Below are 21705 nucleotides of genomic sequence, written 5' to 3' on the forward strand. Positions count from 1 at the left end.
GCGGACGCAACCGGTCGTGGGAGGGGGCACGAATAGGGGGTGATGAACACCTCGATCATGCTCTTCACCAGGGATCTGCGGCTGCATGACAACCCGGCCCTGGCCGCCGCCTGCGCGGGCGGGAACGTCGTCCCGCTCTTCGTCGCCGACGCCCGCATCCTGGCCGGGCCGATGGCCGCGCCCAACCGGCTGCGCTTCCTCGCCGACTCCCTCGCCGACCTGCGGGCCAATCTGCGCGCCAAGGGCGCCGACCTGGTCGTCCGCGAAGGGGACCCGGCCGAGGAGGCCGGCCGCCTTGCGCACGAGACCGGTGCGAGGTCCCTGCATCTCGCCGACGACAGATCCCGCTACGCGCTGAGCAGGCTCGCCGCCCTGCGCGATCTGCCCTTGGAGGTCACCGCCCACCCAGGGACGACCGTGGTGCCCACCGGGGACCTGCGGCCCACGGGAGGCGACCACTACAAGGTCTTCACTCCGTACTGGCGCGCCTGGGCGTCGGCGCCTCGCCGCGACGTCCTGCGCGTCCCCCGCGAGATCTCCCTTCCGGACGGCGTCTATCCGGGGGAGCTGCCCGACCTGGCACGCGACGGAGTCTCCCCGGGCCTGGCCGAGGGAGGGGAGACCGTCGCCCGGAAGCTGATGAGGGCCTGGCTCGCCCGCGGCGTCGAAGGCTACGAGGACACCCGCGACCTCCTGGCCGACGACAAGGGCACGTCCCGCCTCAGCGCCCACCTCAGGTTCGGCTGCCTGTCCCCGCTGGAGCTCGCGGTGGCCGCGGCCGAGTACGCGCCCTACACCCGCCAGCTCGCCTGGCGGGACTTCCACCACCAGGTCGCCGCGGCCTTCCCCGACCTCTCCCGGCGCGACTACCGCCCGCGCGGAGGCCGCTGGCGCTCGGACGACGACGCCCTCAAGGCCTGGGAGGAGGGCCGCACCGGGGTCCCCATCGTCGACGCGGGGATGCGCCAGCTCAGGCATGAGGGCTTCATGCACAACCGCGCCCGCATGATCACGGCGTCCTACCTGACCCGGGACCTCGGCCTCGACTGGCGGCACGGCTACCGCTGCTTCCGGCACTGGCTCGCCGACGGCGACCTCGCCAACAACCCGGGCAACTGGCAGTGGGTGGCGGGCACCGGCAACGACACCCGCCCGAACCGGACGATGAACCCGCTCCGCCAGGCCGACCGCTACGACCCCGACGGCTCCTACGTCCGCCGCTGGGTCCCCGAGGTCGCCCACCTGCAGGGCAGGACCGCGCACCGCCCCTGGGGCGCCCTGGACGAGCCCGCGGACTACCCGCCGCCGCTCAGCCTGCCCAAGGGCGGCTGAGCCGACCGACCGGCCGGTCAGGTCCGGAGGCGGTCAGGTCCAGGAGGCGTCGGCCAGGCGGTGCAGGCGGTTGACGACCAGGGGGTGCTTGCTCGCGACGTTGCTGGACTCGCGCGGGTCCTTGTCGATGTTGAACAGCTCGACCCGCCAGCTCCGGCGGCTCTCCGGCCGGGTGCGGCCCGGCGCGTAGCGGATGAGCTTCCACTCGTCCTGCCGGACGGCCTCGGCGAGCCGTGTCACGCTGCCGCCCTCGACCCGGTTCGCGCGCCGCGTCTGCGACTTCTCATTGCGGTACCAGTACAGGTGCCCGGCGGGCGGCGCGTTGCGCTGCCCGGACAGGACGCCGGCGACGGAGACCCCGTCCAGCGGCCTGGGGTTCCCGGCCCCGGCGAACTCCGCGAGGGTCGGGAAGAGGTCGAGCTGGGAGGTGACGCGGCCGGTGACGCCCTTGCGGACGAGGCCGGGGCCCCAGGCGATGAGCGGGACGCGCAGGGCGCCCTCGTAAAGGTTCCGTTTGTAGCCGCGGAACCTGCCGTTGGCGTCGAACCTGTCCGGGTTGAAGCCCTGCTCCTCGTGCGGGCCGTTGTCGGCGGTGACGATGACGAGGGTCGGCCGGCGCTTGGGCAGCGCGTCGATCAGCTTGCCGAGGTCGCTGTCCAGGCGGGTGACCTGGGCGGCGTGCGCCCGGTCGGAGCGCGGCCAGGGCTTGTCGGCGTAACGGCCGAGGCTGGGCACCTCGCCCGGCGCGTGCGGAAGGTTGGTGGCGTACATGAGGAAGAAGGGCTCGTCGCCGCCTTCGGACGCGAAGTCGCCGGCCCGCCTCCGGAAGAGGTCCGGCGCGAAGCTGCCCTTTCGGCTCCCCGCGTTGCCCGCCAGCCGGACCTTCTCGCCGTTGTGCCAGAGGTGGTCGGGGTAGTAGTCGTGGGCGGCGCTGTGGGTGATGTAGCCGTAGAACTCGTTGAAGCCGCGCGAGTTCGGGTGCGACACGCCCGGGCGTTCGGGGCCGAAGCCCCACTTGCCGAACAGGCCGGTGCGGTAGCCGACGCTCTGGAGCACCTCGGCGAAGGTGGTGTCCTGCTGGCGCAGGTCGCCGGGGAACCCCGTCTGGGGGTTCTGGCGGACCCGGGAGTGGCCGGTGTGCAGGCCCGTCATGAGCGAGCACCGTGACGGGGCGCAGACGGGCGCCGCCGCGTAGGCCTGGGTGAAGCGCAGGCCCTGCGCGCTGAGCCGGTCGAGGACCGGCGTCTTGATCTTGCTCTGGCCGTAGGCGCCCAGTTCTCCGTAGCCCAGGTCGTCGGCGACGACGAGGACGATGTTCGGACGGTTGTCGGGCGCGCGGCCGAGAGCAGGGAGGGCGTCGGCCGGGGCCGCGCCGCGGGACACAACCTGGCTCCCGACGCCGAGGACTACCGAACTGCTCAGCAGTTGGCGGCGGGTGAGCATTGTGGTTCACACTCCTGGGCGCTAGGTGGTCTGACCTGCGCCCGGGTGCGTTTTCAGAGGGCGCGGCACTTATGATCTCCCATGAAAACCTATCAAGTCAATAGGAATTATCGAGAATGTGCCGCGTCAAGGTCCGACTTGGTCGATGGCTTCCGGTTTCAGCAGGCGAAGACCTCCTCCGGCGCGTAGCGGCAGGTGTCGACGGACGCGTCGGGGGTGCGCAGCGTCACCGTCGCCCCGCCGCCGGGGAGCGCGGGCACGCGCCCGCCCCAGTACAGGTCCGAGCCCGAATCGCGGCCCTTCCCGGTGTGGACGCGGACGGACTGCCCGGGTTCGAGCCGGTACGGCCCGAACTCGTACGCCGCCCCGTTTCCGGCGCGCAGCCGCCATCCGCGCAGGTCGCGGCTGCTTTCGGTGTGATTCTTCAGCTCCACCCACTGCCCGCCGGCTCCGGACGAGGCCTGCCGCACGCGTTCGATGCGGACGGGCGGACCCGACGACCGGGACGGGAGAAGGCCGCCCGACGGGGATCCCGCGGACGGGTAGAGCACTCCGGCGATGAGGAACACGACTACCAGATCACGTACGGCCATAACAGAAAGTAATCAGGGCATCGTCTCCCAAACCATCGACCGCACGGGCAGCTCCCCTTGTCCTTGCGGAAAGTGTTCTCTTCCTTACGTGGAGTTCGTTCGGGGAATTCAGCGGGAGGCCACGCGCAGGCCGTCCGCGGGACTCCGGCGCGTTGCGGCAGAAGGGGACGTTCCGGGCATGCGTCTGTTCGCCGCCCTCGTGCCCGTGCTCGCCGCGCCCGCCCTGCTCGCCGTCCCCGCGCCCGCCCTCGCCGCGGGCTGCGGCGGCGCGCGCGACCTCGACGGCGACGGCCGTCCCGACCTCGCCGCCGGAGCGCCCTCGGCGACCGTCGGCGGCCAGCGCCGCGCGGGCCAGATCGCCGTCTCCTATGCCGACGGCCGCACCGCCTGGCTCGCCCCCGCTTCCGCCCGCGCCCTCGACGGGTTCGGCGCCGCCCTGGCCACCGGCGACCTCGACGGGGACGGCTGCGCCGACCTCGCCGTCGGCGCGCCCGGCGCGAAGACCGTCCGGGTGTACCTCGGCGGCTCGGACGCGCTGAGCGAGGGACCCGTGCTGACCGGGCGGCCCGGTTTCGGCACCGCCGTCGCGCTCGCCGACCTCGACGGGGACCGCGACGCCGAACTCGTCGTGGGCGCCCCCGAGGCGTCCGGCGGAGGCGAAGTCGTCGTCTACGGGCTGCGAGCGCACGGGGTGAGAGGCCGCAGGACCTTCCCGGCGCGGCTGGGTCGCGCCGGGCAGCGCCGCGCCCAGACCGACGCGTTCGGCTCCGTCCTCGCCGTCGGGGACTTCGCCGGGACGGGCCGCGCCCGCATCGCCGTGGGCGTCCCCGGGGCGGGTCACCGGGGCGAGGGGGCGGTGACGGTCATCGACCCGCTGCGCGGCACCGCACGGGTGCTCTCCCAGGGCGGAAAGGTTCGCGGCGGCCCCGAACGCGACGACGGCTTCGGCACCGCACTCGCCTCGGCCGACTTCGACGGCGACGGCCGCGACGACCTCGCCGTGGGCGTCCCCGGTGAGGCGCTCACCGACCGCGACCTCGGCGCGGGCGAAGGCGCCGTGCACGTCTTCTACGGCCCCTCCTTCCGCGAGAAGGGCCCCATGTGGTCCCGCGCGACCAAGGCGGTCCCCGGGAGCCTCCACCGCAAGGACCTCTTCGGCGCGGCGCTCGCCGCCGGCGACCTCACCGGCGACGGCCTCCCCGACCTGGCCATCGGCATACCCGGCGCCGCCTCCGCGCAGATCCTCCGCGCCCGCAAAGGCAAGCCCCTCACCTCCGGCCGCCTCCTGGCCCCCGGCCTCCCCGCCGCCTCCCACTACGGCCTGGCCCTCCGCATCACCGGCGGCACGCTTTACGTCGCGGCCCCCGGCGCCTCCTCCTTCACCGGCGCCCTCTACCGCCGCACCACCCGGCTCTCCCTGCCCGGCCGCGGCCTGACGGGCTTCGCCCTCTCCTGAGCGCCCTTCTTCCGAGCGCTCCTCGCCTGAACGCCGGCAGGGCGGTCAGGCGAGAGCGCGGGCCGTGTCCGGGACCACGAGGCGGGCCGCGCGTCGGGCGGGCGCGCCTCGGCGGGAGATGCGGTCGAGGGTGTGGAAGTCGGCGGTCAGGGAGTCGGGGGTGAGGCGGCCGAGGAGGTAGCCGCGGCGCTGGTCGGCGAAGGCGAAGTGGGGGTTCTCGGCCAGGAGGGCGGCCATCGCGGCGGTGTCCCGGTAGCCGTCTCCGTCGCTGGCGATCGAGGTGGCGACGAGCTCGACGCCGACGCGGGCGGAGCCGGGATCGTCGAAGTCGCGCAGGAGGTCGGCGGCGAACGCGGTGTGCACGTCGCCGGTGAGGACGACGGGGTTGCGGGCGCCGGAGGCGGTGAGCACGTCGAAGAGGCGGTCGCGTTCGGCCGTGTAGCCGTCCCAGGCGTCCATGCCGACCTTCAGCGCGGGGCCGAGCGCCATGTCCCGCTGCGCGAGGAAGATCTGCTGCCCCAGCACGTCCCAGCGGGCTCCTGAGCCGCGCAGCGAGCCGTCCAGCCAGGACAGCTGGGTCTTGCCCAGAACGCGCCCCGAGGGGTCGTTCCGGGCGTCGCAGCCGGTGCGCAGCCAGTCGTCGCACGGCTGGTCGGTGCGGTACTGCCGGGTGTCGAGCAGGTGGAACGAGGCGAGCGCGCCCCAGGTGAGCCGCCGGTACAGCCGCATACGCGTCCCGGACGGGCGCGCGGAGGCCCGCAGCGGCATGTTCTCGTAGTAGGCGCGCACGGCGTTCCGCTTGCGCGCGCCGAAGCCGGGCACCGACGAGCCGGGCACGCTGCCCGTCCAGTTGTCCTCGACCTCGTGGTCGTCCCAGACGACCGCCCAGGGCGCCACCGCGTGCGCGGCTTGAAGATCGGTGTCGGCCTTGTACTGCGCGTGGCGGCGGCGGTAGTCCGTCAGGCTCTGGCACTTGCCTTCGGTGTGCCGCCGCACCGCCCCATTGGCCCCGCCGTACGAGCCGGGGGCGTACTCGTAGAGGTAGTCGCCCAGATGGATCACCAGGTCGGGGTCCTGCTCGGCGAGCCGCTTGTACGCGGTGAAGTAGCCGTGCTCGTAGTGCGCGCAAGACGCCGCCGCGAACGTCATCGGACCCATCGCGCCCCTGGCGGGCGCAGTACGGGTCCGGCCGACACGGGACAGGTGCCCGTCCGCGCGGAACCGGTAGAAGTACTCCCGCCCCGGCTCCAGCCCCGAGGGCGTCACGTGCACCGCATACCCGCCGGACGCCTTGGCCGTGACCGTGCCCTTCCGGACGATCCTGCGGAACCGGGCGTCCTCGGCGAGCTGCCACGCCACCTGGACGTTCCGGGACCCGAGGCCGCCCAGCCCGTCCTCGGCGAGGGGCCGCGGGGCGAGCCGGGTCCACAGGACCACCGAGTCGGGCCACGGGTCGCCCGAGGCCACGCCGAGCCGGAACGGGTCGGGCCTGCCCGCGGCGCTCCCGCCGAGGGGGGCGGTCGCGGCCGTCGCGGGCCCGCAGCCCGCGCCGAGCGCGACGATCCCCGCCGTGCCGAGTGCCTGCCTGCGCGAGAACGTCATGCCCCCAGTGCAGACGCCGGACGCGAACGCCGGGTGAAGCGGGCGGGAGCACCGCACGGCACGGGGGAAACAGCATGTCCGCAGCGGGGGTTTCCGGCCCGTCAAGATCCACCGGAACCATGCCCGATGGCCATGATCTGCTGACCTGGGCGGGGAAATGTGTGTACGGCGGGTTCTGCGGGGCTTCGGGGTGGTAGGCAAGGGCTGTGGGGCTAGATGAGGCTACGGAGGAGCTGTACCGGGGGGCTCCGGGGGAGTTCGTCCAGACGCGGCGGAGGCTGGCGGAGGCGGCCAAGGCGGCGGGGGACGCGGCGACGGCTCAGCAGATCAAGGCATTGCGCCGCCCGACGGTGTCGGCGTGGGCGGTGAACCTGCTCGTGCGCGAGCGCCCGCCGCTCGCCGGGGAGGTGCTGGCGCTCGGCGAGCGGCTGCGCGACGCGTGGGAGCACGGCGGCGACACCGCCGAACTCGACCGCAGGCGCACCCCGCTGATCGACAAGGCGGTCCGGGCCGCCGCGGCGCTGGTGGAGGAGGCCGGGCGGCCGCTCGGCGACCAGGCGCGGCACGAGGTCGAGGAGACCCTGCACGCGGCGGTCGCCGACGCCGGCGCGGCGGCCGACGTCGCCTCCGGAAGGCTGACGCATCCGCGCGCCTACGTGGGCTTCGGCCTGCCGTCGGCGTTCGGTGAGGACGAGCCGGCCGAGGACAGGGACCGCGAAGGCGGACCCCGCGAGCAGGGCGGCAAGGAGCACGGGGCCAAAGAGCACGGGGCCAAGGACGTCGGGGCCAAGGAGCACGGCGGCAAGAAGAAGCACGACAGGCCGGCCGAGACCGAGGACCGCCGGGCCGAGGAGCAGCGGAAGGCCGAGGAGCGCAAGCGCGCGGCCGAGCGGCGGAGGTTCGAGGCGCGCAGGCACGCCGCCGACCTGCGCGCCAGGGCCGACGCGCTCGCCGCCGAAAGGGATCAGCTGCGCCGCGCGCTGGAGGAGGTCGAGCAGGAGGAGGAGACCCTCCGGCACCGGCTCGACCAGGTGCGGGTGCACCGGGCCGCGGCGCGCAAGTCCTTCGAGGAGGCCGACCAGCTCGCCTCCGCCGCCGCCGGGGCGGCCGCCGAGGCCGAAGCCGGGCTCACCTGAGGCGCGTCATACGCATCGGGCACGGCCGGTTATCGTCTGATCCCATGACGATCGACCCCTCGGTGACCGCCCGCACGACAGTCCGCAGGGTCATGTGGGACCACCCCGACGCGGTGGCGCTGCGCGCGGCCATGGCCGAGGAGCTCGACGCGCGGTACGCCGACCGGATCGCCCTCGGGATCGCCGGGGTCGAGGAGGCGCTGCGCATCGACCCCGCCGAGATGGAGTTCGTCGGCGTCGCCTACACCGCCGACGGCAGCCCCGTAGGGCACACCGCGCTCCGCCGACGCGGCCGCGACCTCGAACTCAAGCGCGTCTACGTGGCCCCGGACTCGCGGGGCCACGGCGTCTCCGCGGCCCTCATGGACTGGAGCGAGGCCACGGCCCGCGAAGCGGGCGCCGAACGCGTCATCCTCCAGACCGGCGACCGCCAACCCGACGCCATCCGCCTCTACGAGAAGGTCGGCTACCTCCGCATCCCCGACTTCCCGCCCTACGACACCGTCCCCGAACTGAACTCCACCTGCATGGCCAAGCCTCTGCGCTAGCCGTTCCAGTCGAGTTGGTGGCGGATTTCGGCTATGGCGTGGAGGGAGGGGGTGGCCAGCCAGTCGAAGGAGGCGCCTTCGGCGGAGAGGGGGATGTCGGTGGTGACGGTGGCGGAGGCGGTGCCCACCTCGAAGGTGCGGGTGGTGACGGGGCGGGCCTCGGTGCCGTCCGGGCCGGAGACCGGGACCGTGGTGGAGCCGCGGCCGGTGGACAGGGTGCTGAGGTGGGGGCGGAAGAACTCGTGCGTCGTGGCGTACCGGAAGCCGCCGGACGCCATGTTCAGCTCGCACTGGAAGACGCAGAGCTTGCGGTCGGTCAGGTAGAGCACGGTCACCTGGTAGGCGTTGAGCCGGAGCCTGCCGTCGGGGCCGACCCGTCCGACGACGCCCGGGAACCGCTTCGGCACCCCGACGAGCTGGAGTTCGGCCGAGCCGAGCCCGCCGAACGGGCCCTTCATGCCCAGTTCGCGCCAGCCGACGTCGACCGCGCGGCGCAGCGACGCCTCAAGCCAGGCGTCGAGCCGCGCCTCGCCGGGCCTGTGCTCGGTCGCCTCCTTCGCGGCGGCGTAGCGGCGCCGCGCCTCGGCGGCCTCCGCCCGCTGCGCCCGCAGCCGCCGGCCCGCCGAGACGGCCAGGGCGATCGCGGACGCCGTCAGCAGCACCCCGAAGGGCGGCGCGGCGAAGAGCAGCACGATCCCGACGACGCCCAGGGCGCCCGCGCACAGCAGGACGGTCCGTTCGGCCTCGGTGCCGCGCACGGCGGGCGCGGCGGGTTCGGGCGTGTAGTACCGGCGGACGCCGTCGGCCCGCTCCTCGGCGTCGAGGGCTCTGTCGTCGGCCATGGGCGTCCTCTTCCGGTGGTGGGACCGAAAGCGCGGTGACCGCCATGATCGGGCACCCGCGCCGAGAGCCGCAAGGCCCCCGCGGATCCCGGTCTCACGGCCGGGGCAGGTGCTCGCCCTCCCTGAGCCGCTCCAGGCCGAGCCAGATGAAGTCCAGCGCGGCCGACTCGGCGCGTCCGCGCGGCACCTCGGGGTGCTCCAGCCACCAGGAGATCTGCGAGAAGAGCGACCCATAGATCAGCGGGATGAGCAGCGGGGCGCGCCGCTCGTTCTTGGCGAGCTCCTCGGGCGCGAGGACCTTGCGGCGGCGCGACAGCAGCCTTCCGGCGGCGGCCTCGCCGAACCTGTCGCGCAGCTCCCGCAGCTCCACGCCCACTTCGGGTTTGTCGAGGTGCCGGATGATGACGGCCCAGGCGTCGGGCTCGGCGGTGGCGTAGTCGAAGAGGGTGCCGACCATGCCGGAGATGCGCTCCAGCGATGTCGAGCTCTCGACGTCGACCGCCGACAGACGGCCGTTGACGTCGTCGACGATGCTCTGCGCGACCTCGCCGAACAGCTGCTCCTTGGATTCGAAGTGCTGGTAGAGCAGGGCCTTCGACACGCCCGCCGCCGCCGCGACGTGCTCCATCTGGGTCAGGTGGAAGCCGCGCCGGCCGAACTCGGTGAGCGCGACCCGCATCAGCTGCTCCCGCCGGGTGGCGGCGGACAGTCTCTTGGCCATGGGTGTTCTCGTCCTCCCGGACTCTATTTTCCGAGATAAGGCGCGAGCTCGGTACGCGCGACGGAGCGCAGGTGCACCTCGTCGGGCCCGTCGGCGAGGCGGAGGGACCGGGCGCCCGCCCACATCGCGGCGAGCGGGAAGTCGTCGGAGACGCCGCCTCCGCCGTGCACCTGGATGGCCCGGTCGATGACCTCGCCCGCGACGCGCGGCGCGACGACCTTGATCGCGGCGACCTCCGCGCGGGCGCCCTTGGGCCCGACGGTGTCGATCAGCCAGGCCGTCTTGAGGGTGAGCAGCCGGGCCTGCTCGATCGCGATGCGCGACTCGGCGATCTGCTGCTGCACGACGCCCTGCTGGGCGAGCGGCTTGCCGAAGGCGACCCTGTCGACGGCGCGCTCGCACATCAGCTCAAGCGCGCGCTCGGCCATGCCGATGGCCCGCATGCTGTGGTGGATGCGGCCGGGCCCGAGGCGCGCCTGGGCGATGGCGAAGCCGCCGCCCTCCTCGCCGATGAGGTTCCCGACCGGCACCCGCACGTCCTCCAGGACGATCTCGCAGTGCCCCTGCTGGTCGTGGCGGCCGAAGACGGGGAGCGACCGGACGATGGTGAGGCCGGGGGCGTCCATGGGCACGAGGATCATCGACTGCTGGAGGTAGGGGTGTCCCTCGGGGGCGGTCTTGCCCATGAGGATCATCACCTTGCAGCGCGGGTCGGCCGCGCCGGTGGTCCACCACTTGCGGCCGTTGATCACGTAGTGGTCGCCGTCGCGGACGATGGAGGTGGCGATGTTGGTGGCGTCGGAGCTGGCGACGTCGGGCTCGGTCATGCCGAAGCAGGACCTGATCTCGCCGTTCAGCAGGGGCTCCAGCCACTGCTCCTTCTGCTCGGGCGTGCCGAACAGGTGGAGCACCTCCATGTTGCCGGTGTCGGGAGCGGCGCAGTTGGTGGCCTCGGGGGCGAGGTGCGGGGAGCGGCCGGTGACCTCGGCGAGCGTGGCGTACTCGGTGTTGGTGAGGCCCGAGACGTCGGGCAGGAAGAGGTTCCACAGGCCCGCCTCGCGGGCGAGGACCTTCAGCTCCTCGACGATCGGGGGCACCTCGTGCGGCCTTCCGGCGGCCACCAGCTCGGCGTGCTGGGTGGCGTAAACCGGTTCGGCCGGGTAGACGTGCTTCGTCATGAAATCTTCGAGCCGGGCCAGATACGACGCGGCCCGCTCACTCAACGCGAAGTCCATGGCGGTATCGTAACTGACCCGTCAGTTACTTGAAGGAGGGGTCCCATGGAACTCCACGGGAAGGTCGCCTGGATCACCGGCGGCGCGGCCGGCATCGGCGCCGCGGTGGCCCGTCGGCTGGCCGGGCTCGGCGCGCACGTGGTCCTCGCCGACGTCGACGCCGCCGGGGGCGAGAAGCTCGCCGCCGAACTCGGCGGCCTGTTCGTGCGCTGCGACGTGCGCGAGCCGACCGAGAGCGTCAAGGCGGTCGAGGCTGCCGTCGCGCGCTTCGGCGGACTCGACATCGCCTTCCTCAACGCCGGCGTCGCCACCGGCTCGGGGATGGGCGAGTTCTTCGACGTCGAACGCTACCGCCGCGCCATGTCCATCAACCTCGACGGCGTCGTCTACGGCGTCAACGCGGCCCTGCCCGCGCTGCGGGCGCGCGGCGGCGGCCAGATCATCGCCACCGCCTCGATGGCCGGGCTCACCCCGATGCCGGTCGACCCCCTGTACGCGGCGAACAAGACCGCGGTCGTCGGCCTCATCCGCTCGCTCGGACCCGCCTACGAGCCCGAGCACATCCGGGTCAACGCGCTGTGCCCGTCGTTCGCCGACACCGCCATCCTGGAGGGGCTGCGCGAGGCCCTCGGCACCTTCCCCATCCTGGACGTCGAGACCGTCGCCGACGCCTTCCTGAAGATCCTGGACTCCGACCTCGTCGGCCAGGCCTGGCCGGTCGTGCCGGGCCGCGACATCGAACCTTTCCGCTTCCGGGGCGTCCCCGGACCGAGGAGCTGACATGCGCGCCATCCAGATCACCGAGTTCGGCGGACCCGAGGTCCTGACCCTCGCCGACCTTCCCGAGCCCGTCGCGGGGCCCGGCCAGGTCCTCGTGGACGTGACGCGGGCGGGCGTCAACTACGCCGACACCCACCAGGCGGAGAACACCTACCTGGCCGCCTCGAAGCTGCCGATGGTCCCGGGCGGGGAGATCGCCGGGACGGTCGGGGGCCGCCGCGTCGTCGGGCTCACCGCCGACGGCGGAGGCTACGCCGAGAAGGCGCTCGCCCTCGAAGGGGCGCTCTACGACATCCCGGACGGCGTGGACGACATGACGGCGCTCGGCCTCATCGTCCAGGGCGCGACGGCGTGGGTGATGCTGCGCAAGAGCGTCCACCTGGAGCCGGGGGAGTCGGTCGTGGTGCACGCGGCGGCGGGCGGGGTCGGCACGCTGGCCGTCCAGCTCGCCAAGGCCTTCGGGGCGGGGCGCGTCATCGCGACGGCGTCCAGCGCGCAGAAGCGGGAGCTGGCGTTGAGCCTCGGCGCGGACGTCGCCCTGGACCCGGCCACCCCCGAGCTGCGCAAGGCGCTCATCGAGGCGAACGGGGGGCGGCGCGTCGACGTCGTCCTGGAGATGACCGGCGGCACGGTGACCGACCAGTCCCTCGCGGCCCTCGCCCCCTTCGGGCGGCTCGCCTTCTACGGCATGGCCTCCCGCGAGCAGCCTTCGCCGATCTCCGCGCCCTCGCTCCTGCGCCACTCCACGGCGGTCGTAGGCATGTGGCTGCCCCACGTCCTCACCCTTCCGGGCGACATCATGCGCCGCGCCATGACGGAGCTCTTCGACCTCGCCGCCGCGGGCACCCTCAAGGTCATCAACGGCGGCGAGTACGCCCTGTCCGACGCCCGCGCCGCCCACGAGGCCCTCCGCTCCCGCAAGACCGCCGGAAAACTGGTCCTCGACCCGTCCCGCTGAGGTCGTTCCGTCCGCGCCCGCCCGGCCGGGCGCGGACGGTTCGGGCCCCGCAGGGCAGGTTCGTCCCGTTCGCGACGCCTGAGGCGCACCATGTTTCCCGTTAATCAGAGCTTTCCGATTGACTCGATAGGAAATGCAGGCCAGGATGGTCGCCATGACAGTGACGACCACGGAGGTCGGGGCTCCGACGCTCGCCGAGCGCGCCCGCCTCTTCGCCGAGACCAGCGACGAGTGGCTGCACCGCGTGCGGCTCGACCCGCAGGGGCGCTGGTACGAGCGGCTCGAAGGCGACGACGACTACGAGGTCTGGATCATCAGCTGGCTGCCCGGCCAGAGCACCGGCTTCCACGACCACGGCGGGTCCGCCGGGGCCTTCTCGGTCGTCCTGGGCGAACTGGAGGAGGCGACCCCGCGCTCCGAGCAGGTCCTCTCCGGAGGGCGGGTCAGGCACTTCGGCACCCACCACGTCCACGACGTCCGCAACGTCTCCACCGCGCCCGCCGTGAGCGTGCACGTGTACTCGCCGCCGCTGTCCACGATGAACCGCTACGACCTGAGCCCCGAAGGCGAACTCGTCGTGCTGAAGACCGAGTCGGCGGACGAGTGGTGACCACGTCGGCCGTGATTCGCCCCGCAGTAACACGCCCCGCAGTAACACGCCCCGCAGTAACACGCCCCGCAGTAACACGCCCCGCAGGGGCACGCTCCATCGACGAGATCCTCGCCGAGGCCCGCGCCCGCCTCGTCCGCCTGTCGCCCGAGGAGGCGCACGCCGAGCACACGGCGGGGGAGGCCCTGCTCATCGACATCCGCCCGGCCGCGCAGCGCGCCGCCGAAGGCGAGATCCCCGGCGCCCTCGTCATCGAGCGCAACGTCCTGGAGTGGCGCCTCGACCCCGAGAGCGACGCCCGGATCGCCGAGGCGACCGGCTACGACGTCCGCGCCGTCGTCTTCTGCTCCGAGGGCTACACCTCAAGCCTCGCCGCCGCGGCCCTCCAGGACCTCGGCCTCTCCCGCGCCACCGACCTCGAAGGCGGGATCACCGCCTGGCGGTCCGAGGGCCTGCCGGTCGCCGGGACCGTCAGCGCGCAGGCCCCGCCCGCACGCCCCGAGGTGCTGCACTGACCCGTCGGCGCGCAAAAGCGATCTGCGGCGTGCCCGAACAGCGCTAGACTGTGCGCATGGCAGCAGCGCTAGAGACGACGACGCCGGGGCACCCCCGGCACTCGGAGCACGCGCGCTGACCTCCGAGACACCATGAGGCCCCGGGAGACCACTCCCGGGGCCTCAGTCGGTTCCTGACAGATTTCGAGCGATCAAGGAGTTCCCGTGTCCGAACTGCGCGTCACCCTCGGCGGAGACGAGCGAGCGGTGGCCGCCGGCACCACGGCGGGCCAGGCGCTCGACGACGCCGGGCGCGGCGGCCCCAAGATCGTCGCCGCCCGCGTGAACGGCGACCTGCGCGACCTGGAGTACGCCGTCGCCGACGGGGACGAGGTCGAGGGCGTCGAGATCGACTCCAAGGACGGCCGCGACATCCTGCGGCACTCCACCGCGCACGTCATGGCCCAGGCCGTCCAGGAGATCTTCCCCGAGGCCAAGCTCGGCATCGGGCCTCCCGTGGAGAACGGCTTCTACTACGACTTCGACGTGGCCGAGGCCTTCACCCCCGACGACCTGAAGAAGATCGAGCGCCGCATGCGCGAGATCGTCAAGCAGGGCCAGAAGTTCGCCCGCCGGGTCGTCTCCGACGACGACGCCCGCGCCGAGCTCGCCGGGGAGCCCTACAAGCTCGAGCTCATCGGCCTCAAGGGCGGCGCCGGCGTCGACGACGAGGAGTCGGTGGAGGTCGGCGGCGCCGAGCTCACCATCTACGACAACCTCGACGCCAAGACCGGCGACCTGTGCTGGAAGGACCTCTGCCGGGGCCCGCACCTGCCGACCACCCGCACCATCCCCGCCTTCAAGCTGATGCGCTCCGGCGGCGCCTACTGGCGCGGCAGCGAGAAGAACCCGCAGCTCCAGCGCATCTACGGCACCGCCTGGGAGTCCCGCGACGAGCAGGACGCCTACCTCAAGCGGCTGGAGGAGGCCGAGAAGCGCGACCACCGCAAGCTCGGCGCGGAGCTCGACCTGTTCTCCTTCCCGCCGATGATCGGCTCCGGCCTGCCGGTTTTCCACCCCAAGGGCGGCATCATCCGCCGCGAGCTGGAGAACTACTCCCGCCTCCGGCACGAGCAGGCGGGCTACAGCTTCGTCAACACCCCGCACATCACCAAGGGCGCCCTGTACGAGACCTCCGGGCACCTCGGCTGGTACCGCGACGGCATGTTCCCGCCCATGGAGCTGGAGGGCGCCGAGTACTTCCTCAAGCCCATGAACTGCCCCATGCACAACCTGATCTTCGACGCCCGGGGCAGGTCGTACAAGGAGCTGCCGCTGCGCCTGTTCGAGTTCGGCACCGTCTACCGGTACGAGAAGTCCGGCGTGGTGCACGGCCTCACCCGAGTGCGCGGCCTCACCCAGGACGACGCGCACATCTACTGCAGCAGGGAGCAGACCCAGGACGAGCTGCACTCGCTCCTGAAGTTCGTGCTCGACCTGCTGCGGGACTACGGCCTCGACGACTTCTACCTGGAGCTGTCGACCCGCGACCCGAAGAAGTCCGTCGGCTCCGACGAGGAGTGGGAGGAGGCGACCGAGATGCTGCGGGTCGCCGCCGAGAACTCCGGCCTCGCGCTCGTCCCGGACCCCGAGGGCGCCGCGTTCTACGGCCCGAAGATCTCCGTCCAGGCCCGCGACGCGATCGGCCGCACCTGGCAGATGTCCACCATCCAGATGGACCTCCAGCTGCCGAAGCTGTTCAACCTGGAGTACCAGGCCGCCGACGGCACCCGCCAGCGCCCCGTCATGATCCACCGGGCCCTGTTCGGCTCCATCGAGCGGTTCTTCGGCGTGCTGCTGGAGCACTACGCGGGCGCGATGCCGCCGTGGCTGGCCCCCGTCCAGGTCATCGGCATCCCGATCGCCGACGAGCACGTGCCCTACCTGGAGCAGGTCGCCGCCAAGCTCCGCGACCTGGGCGTCCGCGTCGAGGTCGACTCCTCCAGCGACCGGATGCAGAAGAAGATCCGCAACGCCCAGAAGCAGAAGGTCCCCTTCATGCTCCTGGCGGGCGACGACGACGTCGCCAAGGACGCGGTCTCCTTCCGCTACCGCTCCGGCGACCAGAACAACGGAGTCCCCGTCGACCAGGCCGTCGCCGAGATCCTCAAGGCCATCGCCGACCGCGTGCAGGTCTGAGAGGTGACCGTGTTCGCCGGCCCTACCTCCGGCCCTGGGGGCCTGCGGTAGGGCGGTGATCGGGCGCTTTCGCGCTGTGTTTGCTGGCCTTACCTCCGGCCCTGGGGGCCTCCGGTAAGGCGGTGATCGGGCGCTTTCGCGCTGTGTTTGCTGGCCTTGCCTCCGGCCCTGGGGGCCTGCGGCAAGGCTGTGATCGGGCGCTTTCGCGCCCTGGGCTGCCCCTCCGGCCCTGGGGGGCCTACGGGGCAGCCCAGGGGCGCCCGATCACGTGCGGGGCCGCGCCTTCGGCGCTCCCTGGAATCCTGTGGTTTGACCGGATCGAGTCGTTCGAAGATCGTCCGGGATTGCCGGGTGTCAGTAGGATTCGGCGTGTGACGGGGACCACGACGCCGCGGACGCCCGCGCGGGAGAAGCTGCTCGACGCCGCAGGCCGCCTGATCCTGAAGAGCGGGTGGCAGCGGCTGCGCGTCTCACACGTGGCGGTCGAGGCGGGGGTGAGCCGCCAGAGCGCCTACAACGAGTTCGGCTCGAAGGAGGCGCTCGGCGAGGCGCTGGTGATGCGCGAGTTCGAACGCCACCTCGACGGCCTCACCGAGCAGCTCCTCGACCGGCGCGACGACGTGGGGCTCGCGGTCGAGGAGGCCGTGCTGTACACGTTCCGGTCGGCGTCGGCCAACCCCGTGCTGAAGGCGGTGCTGACCAGCGCCCGCACCGGCCTCGTCATGGGCGAGCTCGCCGAGGTCGTGCGCAACCGCGAGGTGCCGCCGCTGCCGCAGGCGATCGTCGCGGTGGGCACGCTCGTCGCCCGCCACCGGCCCGACCTCGACCCGCTCTCGGTCCGGCTCGCCATCGACATGGTGTTCCGGGTGACCGTCAGCTACCTGGTCACCCCCGAGGGCACGCACGAGGACGCCGCGTCCCGGATCGCGCTCATGGCGACCCGGGTCCTGGGCGTCCCGGTGCGATAGCCTCGGTTCTCCTTCCCTACCCCTCGGTAATGCCCATGGGAGCGCACATGCCGGAGACCCCCCTGGTCGACCGGGTCCTCCGCCGGTCCGGTTACGTCTTCGCCGCCTTGCTCGTCCTGGTGGCGGCCGCCGTCCTCGCGTGGCCGATGCTGTCCGAAGGCGAAGAGACGCAGGTCGGCGCGGCGCCGAGCGCGCCCGCGGCAGGGGAGTCGCCGGAGGTCGCGGCGAGCGACTACTTCCCCGACCTCGGCGGGAGCGGCCAGACCCAGGGGAGCGGGACCTCCGGCGCGAACTCCGGCAAGAACGCCGGGCAGAACGGCGACGGCCCCTGCGGCACCCGGAAGGCGTTCTACAAGCGCTCCGGAGACGACGTCGAGGTCACCGTCGTCTTCCCCGGCGTCGGCGCCGTCCGCGCCGTCGTCGTCCCCACCAACGGCGAGCCCAGCATGCAGAGCTACACCACCGCCGGGGACCCCACCCCCCACGTCTTCACCTTCCCCGACGCCTCCGCCCAGGCCGTCAAGAAGGTCGGCCTCACCGTCACCACCGTCGACGGATCGCGGGACTGCGAACTCCAGCGCCGCTGAGGGTCAGGACAGGGGCTGCTCGTCGGGCATGCGGACGTCCTCCACGGTGACGTTCACCGAGGCGACGCGCATGCCCAGCATGAGGCCGACGATGCGGGCCACGTTGTTCTTGACGACCTTGGCGACCTCCATGACGACGCTGCCGTACTCGACGATGAGGGCGATGTCGACGGAGATCTCGTTGTCCAGGACGCGGGCGCGGACCCGCGGCTCGCCGCGGTCGCTCATGCCGATGCGCTGGCGGACCGCCTCCATCGCCTCGGAGGTGCGGCCCTGGCCGCCGAGCGCGGCGACCCCGGTGACCTCCAGCGCGGCCAGCGCGGCGATCTTCTCGACGACCTCGTCCTCGATCTTTATCTGGCCCTGCACGCCGACGGAGCGGTGCGGCTCCTCGGCAGGGGGAGGCGGCGGGGCGGGCGCGACGGGCTCGGGCGCGTAGACCTCGGGGGCCTTGTAGACGTCGGCGGGCGCGGCCTCGGCCGCGTAGCCCGCCTGGGCGTAGGACTCCTGCGCGTAGGACTCCTTCGGGTACGTCTCCTGGGCGTAGGACTCCTGGGCGTAGGACTCCTGGGAGTACGCCTCGGGCGCGAACGGGTCGGCGACGCGGCGGCGTCCCGTCGCGGCGAACTCCGCGGGGGCCTGGCCGGGCGGCAGGACGGTTCCGGTGGACATCGCGGGCATCGCCCCGGTGGCGTGGCCCGGCTGCGGGGCCGCCTGCTGCGCGGGGGCGGCCTGCTGCGCGGGAGGGGCGGGCGGCGCGGCCGACGGGGCGGGGAAGTAGGGCATCGGCGGCCTGGCCTCGGCGCGGTGTTCCCCGCCGTAGGGGCGGTCGAGATCGGTCATCGCGGACTCCTCACCTGCGTGGCCTGGTCGCGTGGCCATCATGGCGGAGAAAGCTTGAGAAGCACCCATGAATAACCGTATTCGTGATGATTTGGTGCTAAAAGGTCAGCGACCGGTCCGGTTTCGCCCCGCGGGGACGGTCCGCCTATTCTGGGCAGGCCTAGGAAAGGGGACACGGTGGGACACGACCCGGCTGACATGGAGGAACAGCTAGGCGTCGGCACGCCCGACGGCTTCCAGCGGCTGTGGACCCCGCACCGCATGGCCTACATCAAGGGCGAGAACAAGCCCACCGGACCAGGCGAATCCGACGGCTGCCCCTTCTGCGAGATCCCCAAGGGCCCCGACGAGGACGGCCTCGTCGTCCGCCGCGGCGAACACGTGTACGCGGTCCTCAACCTCTACCCGTACACCTCCGGCCACCTCCTCGTCTGCCCCTACCGCCACGTCGCCGACTACACCGAACTCGACGACACCGAGGCACTCGAACTCGCCAGGTTCACCCAGGCCGGCCTCGTCGCCGTGCGTCGCGGCACCGGCGCCCAGGGCGCCAACATCGGCATGAACCTCGGCCTCGCCGGCGGCGCAGGCATCGAAGCCCACCTGCACCAGCACATCGTCCCCCGCTGGGGCGGCGACACCAACTTCATGCCCGTGGTGGCCCACACCAAGGTCATGCCCCAGCTCCTGCGCGACACCCGCAAGGTGCTCGCGGAGGCCTGGCCCGCCTGATCCCCGGGTCAGGGCGCCTTTCTCGGGGGGAGGGCGCAGGCGGGGGTGCCGCCGGGCAGGCGGTGGCGGTTTCGGGCGGTGATGCGGTAGGCGGCGTGGGCGGCCCAGGTCAGGGGCGGGAGGGTCAACAGGCGGCCCAGGGGGCGCCAGGGGGCAGGGGACGAGCGGAGCATCGCGGCCACGGCCCTCGCGCCGCCGAGGATCTCGCCGGACGGGGTGATCCAGAGGATCTCGTCGGCGGCGCGGTCGGCGGTGGTGCCGTAGGAGGCCAGGTCCTGCCATTGGTGGGGCAGGATCTCGGCGTCGGGTCTGATCCGGCGCTCGATGAAGGCGACGCACGTGGTGCAGAAGCCGCAGTCGCCGTCGAACAGCAGGACGTTCCTCTCGCGCATGCCCCCGAGCGTACGCGCCGCGTTGAACGCGTTCAAGATCGAGAGGGCGAAGGCGCGGGCATCAGCTCGTGGCGGTGGTAGGCGCGGTGGAACGTGGCGGTGCCGTGGGAGAGGGAGCGGAGGTCGGTCGGGTAGCGGGTGAGTTCCTGGGCCGGGACCTCGGCGTGGATGAGGGTGCGGCCGCCGGGGACGGGCTCGGAGCCGAGGACCCTGCCGCGCCGGGCGGAGAGGTCGGACATCACGGATCCGACGTGCTCGTCGGAGATGAGGACCTCGACCTCGTCGACGGGTTCCAGCAGGGAGATGGGCGCCTTGGCCGCGGCGTCGCGCAGGGCGAGGGCGCCGGCCGTCTGGAAGGCGGCGTCGCTGGAGTCGACGGGGTGGGCCTTGCCGTCGTGGAGGGTCACCCGGACGTCGACGAGCGGGTGCCCGGACGCGGTGACGCCCTTCGCCGCCTGCGCCCGCACGCCCTTCTCGACCGACGGGATGAACTGGCGCGGCACGACCCCGCCGACGATCCGGTCGACGAACTCGATGCCGGAGCCGGGCGGCAGCGGCTCGACGGTGATCCGGCAGATCCCGTACTGCCCGTGCCCGCCGCTCTGCTTCACGTGCCGCCCGAGCCCTTCGGCGGGCGCCCCGAACGTCTCGCGGAGCGGCACGACGAGCGCGTCCCGGGCGACCTCGACGCCGAACCTCCCGCGCAGTCTCTCCAGCAGGACCTCGCCGTGCGCCTCCCCGAGGCACCACAGGACGAGCTGGCCGGTCTCGGCGTCGTTGTGCAGCCGGACGGTCGGGTCCTCGGCGACGAGGCGGCCGAGCGCCTGGGCGAGCTTGTCGTCGTCGGCCTTGGAACGCGGCCTGATGGCGACGGGCAGCAGCGGGTCGGGCATCTGCCAGGGCTCCACGAGCAGGGGCCGGGCGGGCGCGGAGAGGGTGTCGCCGGTCTCGGCGTGCCCGAGCCGGGCGACGGCGCAGATGTCCCCGGCGACGCACTGCGCGACGCTCCGCTGCCGCCGCCCGAGCGGTGAGGTGAGCGCTCCGACGCGCTCCTCGGAGACGTGGAGGCTCCCGTTCTGCCCTGCGATGTGCACGGTCTCGTCGGGCCGGAGGGTGCCGGAGAACACCCGGACGAGCGAGACCCGCCCGACATAGGGGTCGGCGACGGTTTTGATCACTTCGGCCGCGAGGGGTCCCGCGGGGTCGCAGGCCAGGGCGTCCACCGCCCTGCCGTCCTCGCGGGTCACCGAAGGGGGCTCGTGCTCCAGCGGCGAGGGCAGCCCGCGGGTGATCACCTCGAGGACCTCGGCCATGCCGGTGACGGGTCCGGGCCGGTCGCCGTGCGGCACGGCGGTGGCCAGCACGGGGAACAGCCCGCCGCGCGCGACGGCCCGCTCCAGGTCGGCGATGAGCTCGTCGGCGGGCGGGTCCTCCCCGGCGAGGTACCGGTCCATCAGGCTCTCGTCCTCGCTCTCCTGGATGACCGCCTCGATCAGCGTCTCCCGCAGCGGCGCGTACTCCGGGGGCAGCCCTTGGCCGTCCTGCCTGCGCTCGCCCGACGAGTAGTCGTACCTGCGCGCGCTGATGAGCCCGATGACGGCCTGCCCGTCCGGCACGTACAGGGGCACGACGCCGGGCCCGAAGGCCTCCTGGCAGGCCGCGACGGTCGCCGCGTAGTCGCCGCGCATCTGGTCGGTCTTGGTGATCACGACGGCCCGGGGGAGGCCGGCGGCGGCGCACTCCTCCCACAGGGCGCGGGTCTGCCCGTCCACCCCGTCCACGGCGGACACGGCGAACAGCGCCGCGTCGGCGGCGCGCAGCCCCGCCCGCAGGTCGCCGAGGAAGTCGGGATAGCCGGGCGCGTCGAGGAGGTTGACCTTGACGCCGTCGCAGGAGAACGGCGCGAGGGAGAGGTTGACGGTCCTGCGCTGGCGGGCGTCGGCGGCGTCCGCGGACAGGGACTGGTCGGCGACGGTCGTGCCGTCCTCCACCCGGCCCGCCCGGGGGATCGCGCCGGACGCCGCGAGCAGCGCCTCGGCGAGGGTCGTCTTGCCGGCTCCGGAGCGGCCGACCAGCACCACGTTCCTGATCCCCGCGGGCCGGTCGGCCTCCGGCGCCCTGCCGTCGGCGTCTCCCGGAGATCCGTTCTTCGAAGATCCGCTCTTCTCGGACATGCGCGCTCTCCTCCACGTCGAGGGGAGGGTGTGGACGCGCCCCGAGGGTGAGTGCACACC

21 protein-coding genes are annotated in these 21705 nt (G+C 72.9%); 12 read left to right on the plus strand and 9 right to left on the minus strand.

Going from position 1 to position 21705, the window contains the following annotated elements:
* Window positions 1-42 precede the first annotated feature (42 nt).
* Entirely contained in the window at window positions 43-1332 is a 1290-nt protein-coding gene (locus tag ACYVOM_RS30680) for a cryptochrome/photolyase family protein (protein ID WP_460307033.1), read from the plus strand.
* A gap of 33 nt (window positions 1333-1365) precedes the next feature.
* Here ACYVOM_RS30680 and ACYVOM_RS30685 read toward each other — a convergent pair whose 3' ends face one another.
* Window positions 1366-2775 (minus strand): arylsulfatase, encoded by a 1410-nt coding sequence (locus ACYVOM_RS30685; RefSeq protein ID WP_460307034.1) that lies wholly within the window; start codon window positions 2773-2775, stop codon window positions 1366-1368.
* A gap of 158 nt (window positions 2776-2933) precedes the next feature.
* Window positions 2934-3368, minus strand: a complete 435-nt coding sequence (locus ACYVOM_RS30690; protein WP_460307035.1) for a lamin tail domain-containing protein — start codon at window positions 3366-3368, stop codon at window positions 2934-2936.
* Between the two features lie 178 nt (window positions 3369-3546).
* Between ACYVOM_RS30690 and ACYVOM_RS30695 the strand changes: the two genes are divergently transcribed.
* On the plus strand, window positions 3547-4824 hold the full coding sequence (locus tag ACYVOM_RS30695; protein WP_460307036.1) for an FG-GAP-like repeat-containing protein: 1278 nt from the start codon (window positions 3547-3549) through the stop codon (window positions 4822-4824).
* Window positions 4825-4869: 45 nt separating this feature from the next.
* Here the strand turns inward: ACYVOM_RS30695 and ACYVOM_RS30700 are convergent, their stop codons facing one another.
* A complete protein-coding gene (locus tag ACYVOM_RS30700; protein ID WP_460307037.1) occupies window positions 4870-6426 on the minus strand; it encodes an alkaline phosphatase D family protein in 1557 nt (518 codons plus the stop codon).
* A 206-nt stretch (window positions 6427-6632) separates the two neighbouring features.
* On the opposite strand from ACYVOM_RS30700, the gene ACYVOM_RS30705 reads away from it, so the two are divergent.
* Complete coding sequence (locus tag ACYVOM_RS30705; RefSeq protein WP_460307038.1) at window positions 6633-7562, plus strand: hypothetical protein; 930 nt, start codon at window positions 6633-6635, stop codon at window positions 7560-7562.
* A gap of 44 nt (window positions 7563-7606) precedes the next feature.
* Window positions 7607-8110: a GNAT family N-acetyltransferase gene (locus ACYVOM_RS30710; RefSeq protein WP_460307039.1), complete on the plus strand. Its 504-nt coding sequence runs from the start codon at window positions 7607-7609 to the stop codon at window positions 8108-8110.
* Here ACYVOM_RS30710 and ACYVOM_RS30715 read toward each other — a convergent pair.
* The 3 genes from ACYVOM_RS30715 to ACYVOM_RS30725 form a co-directional block, all read right to left on the minus strand.
* The gene (locus ACYVOM_RS30715; protein ID WP_460307040.1) at window positions 8107-8952 is read right to left on the minus strand and encodes a hypothetical protein; all 846 of its coding nucleotides are present in this window, start codon (window positions 8950-8952) and stop codon (window positions 8107-8109) included. The genes ACYVOM_RS30710 and ACYVOM_RS30715 overlap by 4 nt on opposite strands.
* 94 nt (window positions 8953-9046) lie before the next feature.
* Window positions 9047-9673: a TetR/AcrR family transcriptional regulator gene (locus tag ACYVOM_RS30720; protein ID WP_460307041.1), complete on the minus strand. Its 627-nt coding sequence runs from the start codon at window positions 9671-9673 to the stop codon at window positions 9047-9049.
* Window positions 9674-9696: 23 nt separating this feature from the next.
* Window positions 9697-10908 carry an acyl-CoA dehydrogenase family protein gene (locus tag ACYVOM_RS30725; protein ID WP_460307042.1) on the minus strand — a complete coding sequence of 404 codons (1212 nt, stop codon included), beginning with the start codon at window positions 10906-10908 and terminating at the stop codon, window positions 9697-9699.
* Window positions 10909-10953: 45 nt separating this feature from the next.
* Here ACYVOM_RS30725 and ACYVOM_RS30730 point away from each other — a divergent pair, with 45 nt between their 5' ends.
* From ACYVOM_RS30730 to ACYVOM_RS30760, 7 genes are all read left to right on the plus strand, one after another.
* Window positions 10954-11688 (plus strand): SDR family oxidoreductase, encoded by a 735-nt coding sequence (locus ACYVOM_RS30730; RefSeq protein ID WP_460307043.1) that lies wholly within the window; start codon window positions 10954-10956, stop codon window positions 11686-11688.
* A gap of 1 nt (window position 11689) precedes the next feature.
* On the plus strand, window positions 11690-12646 hold the full coding sequence (locus ACYVOM_RS30735; RefSeq protein ID WP_460307044.1) for a quinone oxidoreductase family protein: 957 nt from the start codon (window positions 11690-11692) through the stop codon (window positions 12644-12646).
* Between the two features lie 154 nt (window positions 12647-12800).
* A complete protein-coding gene (locus ACYVOM_RS30740) occupies window positions 12801-13256 on the plus strand; it encodes a cysteine dioxygenase (protein WP_460307045.1) in 456 nt (151 codons plus the stop codon).
* Window positions 13253-13771: a rhodanese-like domain-containing protein gene (locus ACYVOM_RS30745; protein ID WP_460307046.1), complete on the plus strand. Its 519-nt coding sequence runs from the start codon at window positions 13253-13255 to the stop codon at window positions 13769-13771. The genes ACYVOM_RS30740 and ACYVOM_RS30745 overlap by 4 nt, the downstream gene beginning before the upstream one ends.
* 204 nt (window positions 13772-13975) lie before the next feature.
* Window positions 13976-15949, plus strand: a complete 1974-nt coding sequence (gene thrS, locus ACYVOM_RS30750; RefSeq protein WP_460307047.1) for a threonine--tRNA ligase — start codon at window positions 13976-13978, stop codon at window positions 15947-15949.
* A gap of 371 nt (window positions 15950-16320) precedes the next feature.
* Window positions 16321-16917 carry a TetR/AcrR family transcriptional regulator gene (locus ACYVOM_RS30755; RefSeq protein ID WP_460307048.1) on the plus strand — a complete coding sequence of 199 codons (597 nt, stop codon included), beginning with the start codon at window positions 16321-16323 and terminating at the stop codon, window positions 16915-16917.
* Window positions 16918-16964: 47 nt separating this feature from the next.
* Window positions 16965-17504 (plus strand): hypothetical protein, encoded by a 540-nt coding sequence (locus ACYVOM_RS30760; protein ID WP_460307049.1) that lies wholly within the window; start codon window positions 16965-16967, stop codon window positions 17502-17504.
* Window positions 17505-17507: 3 nt separating this feature from the next.
* Here ACYVOM_RS30760 and ACYVOM_RS30765 read toward each other — a convergent pair whose 3' ends face one another.
* Window positions 17508-18347 (minus strand): Asp23/Gls24 family envelope stress response protein, encoded by an 840-nt coding sequence (locus tag ACYVOM_RS30765; RefSeq protein ID WP_460307050.1) that lies wholly within the window; start codon window positions 18345-18347, stop codon window positions 17508-17510.
* 198 nt (window positions 18348-18545) lie between these two features.
* Between ACYVOM_RS30765 and ACYVOM_RS30770 the strand changes: the two genes are divergently transcribed.
* On the plus strand, window positions 18546-19079 hold the full coding sequence (locus tag ACYVOM_RS30770) for an HIT family protein (RefSeq protein ID WP_460307051.1): 534 nt from the start codon (window positions 18546-18548) through the stop codon (window positions 19077-19079).
* Window positions 19080-19087: 8 nt separating this feature from the next.
* Here ACYVOM_RS30770 and ACYVOM_RS30775 read toward each other — a convergent pair whose 3' ends face one another.
* Window positions 19088-19471: a thiol-disulfide oxidoreductase DCC family protein gene (locus tag ACYVOM_RS30775; protein WP_460307052.1), complete on the minus strand. Its 384-nt coding sequence runs from the start codon at window positions 19469-19471 to the stop codon at window positions 19088-19090.
* 32 nt (window positions 19472-19503) lie between these two features.
* Window positions 19504-21645: an elongation factor G-like protein EF-G2 gene (locus ACYVOM_RS30780; RefSeq protein WP_460307053.1), complete on the minus strand. Its 2142-nt coding sequence runs from the start codon at window positions 21643-21645 to the stop codon at window positions 19504-19506.
* Window positions 21646-21705: the final 60 nt, after the last annotated feature.

The organism is Actinocorallia aurea (assembly GCF_054783995.1).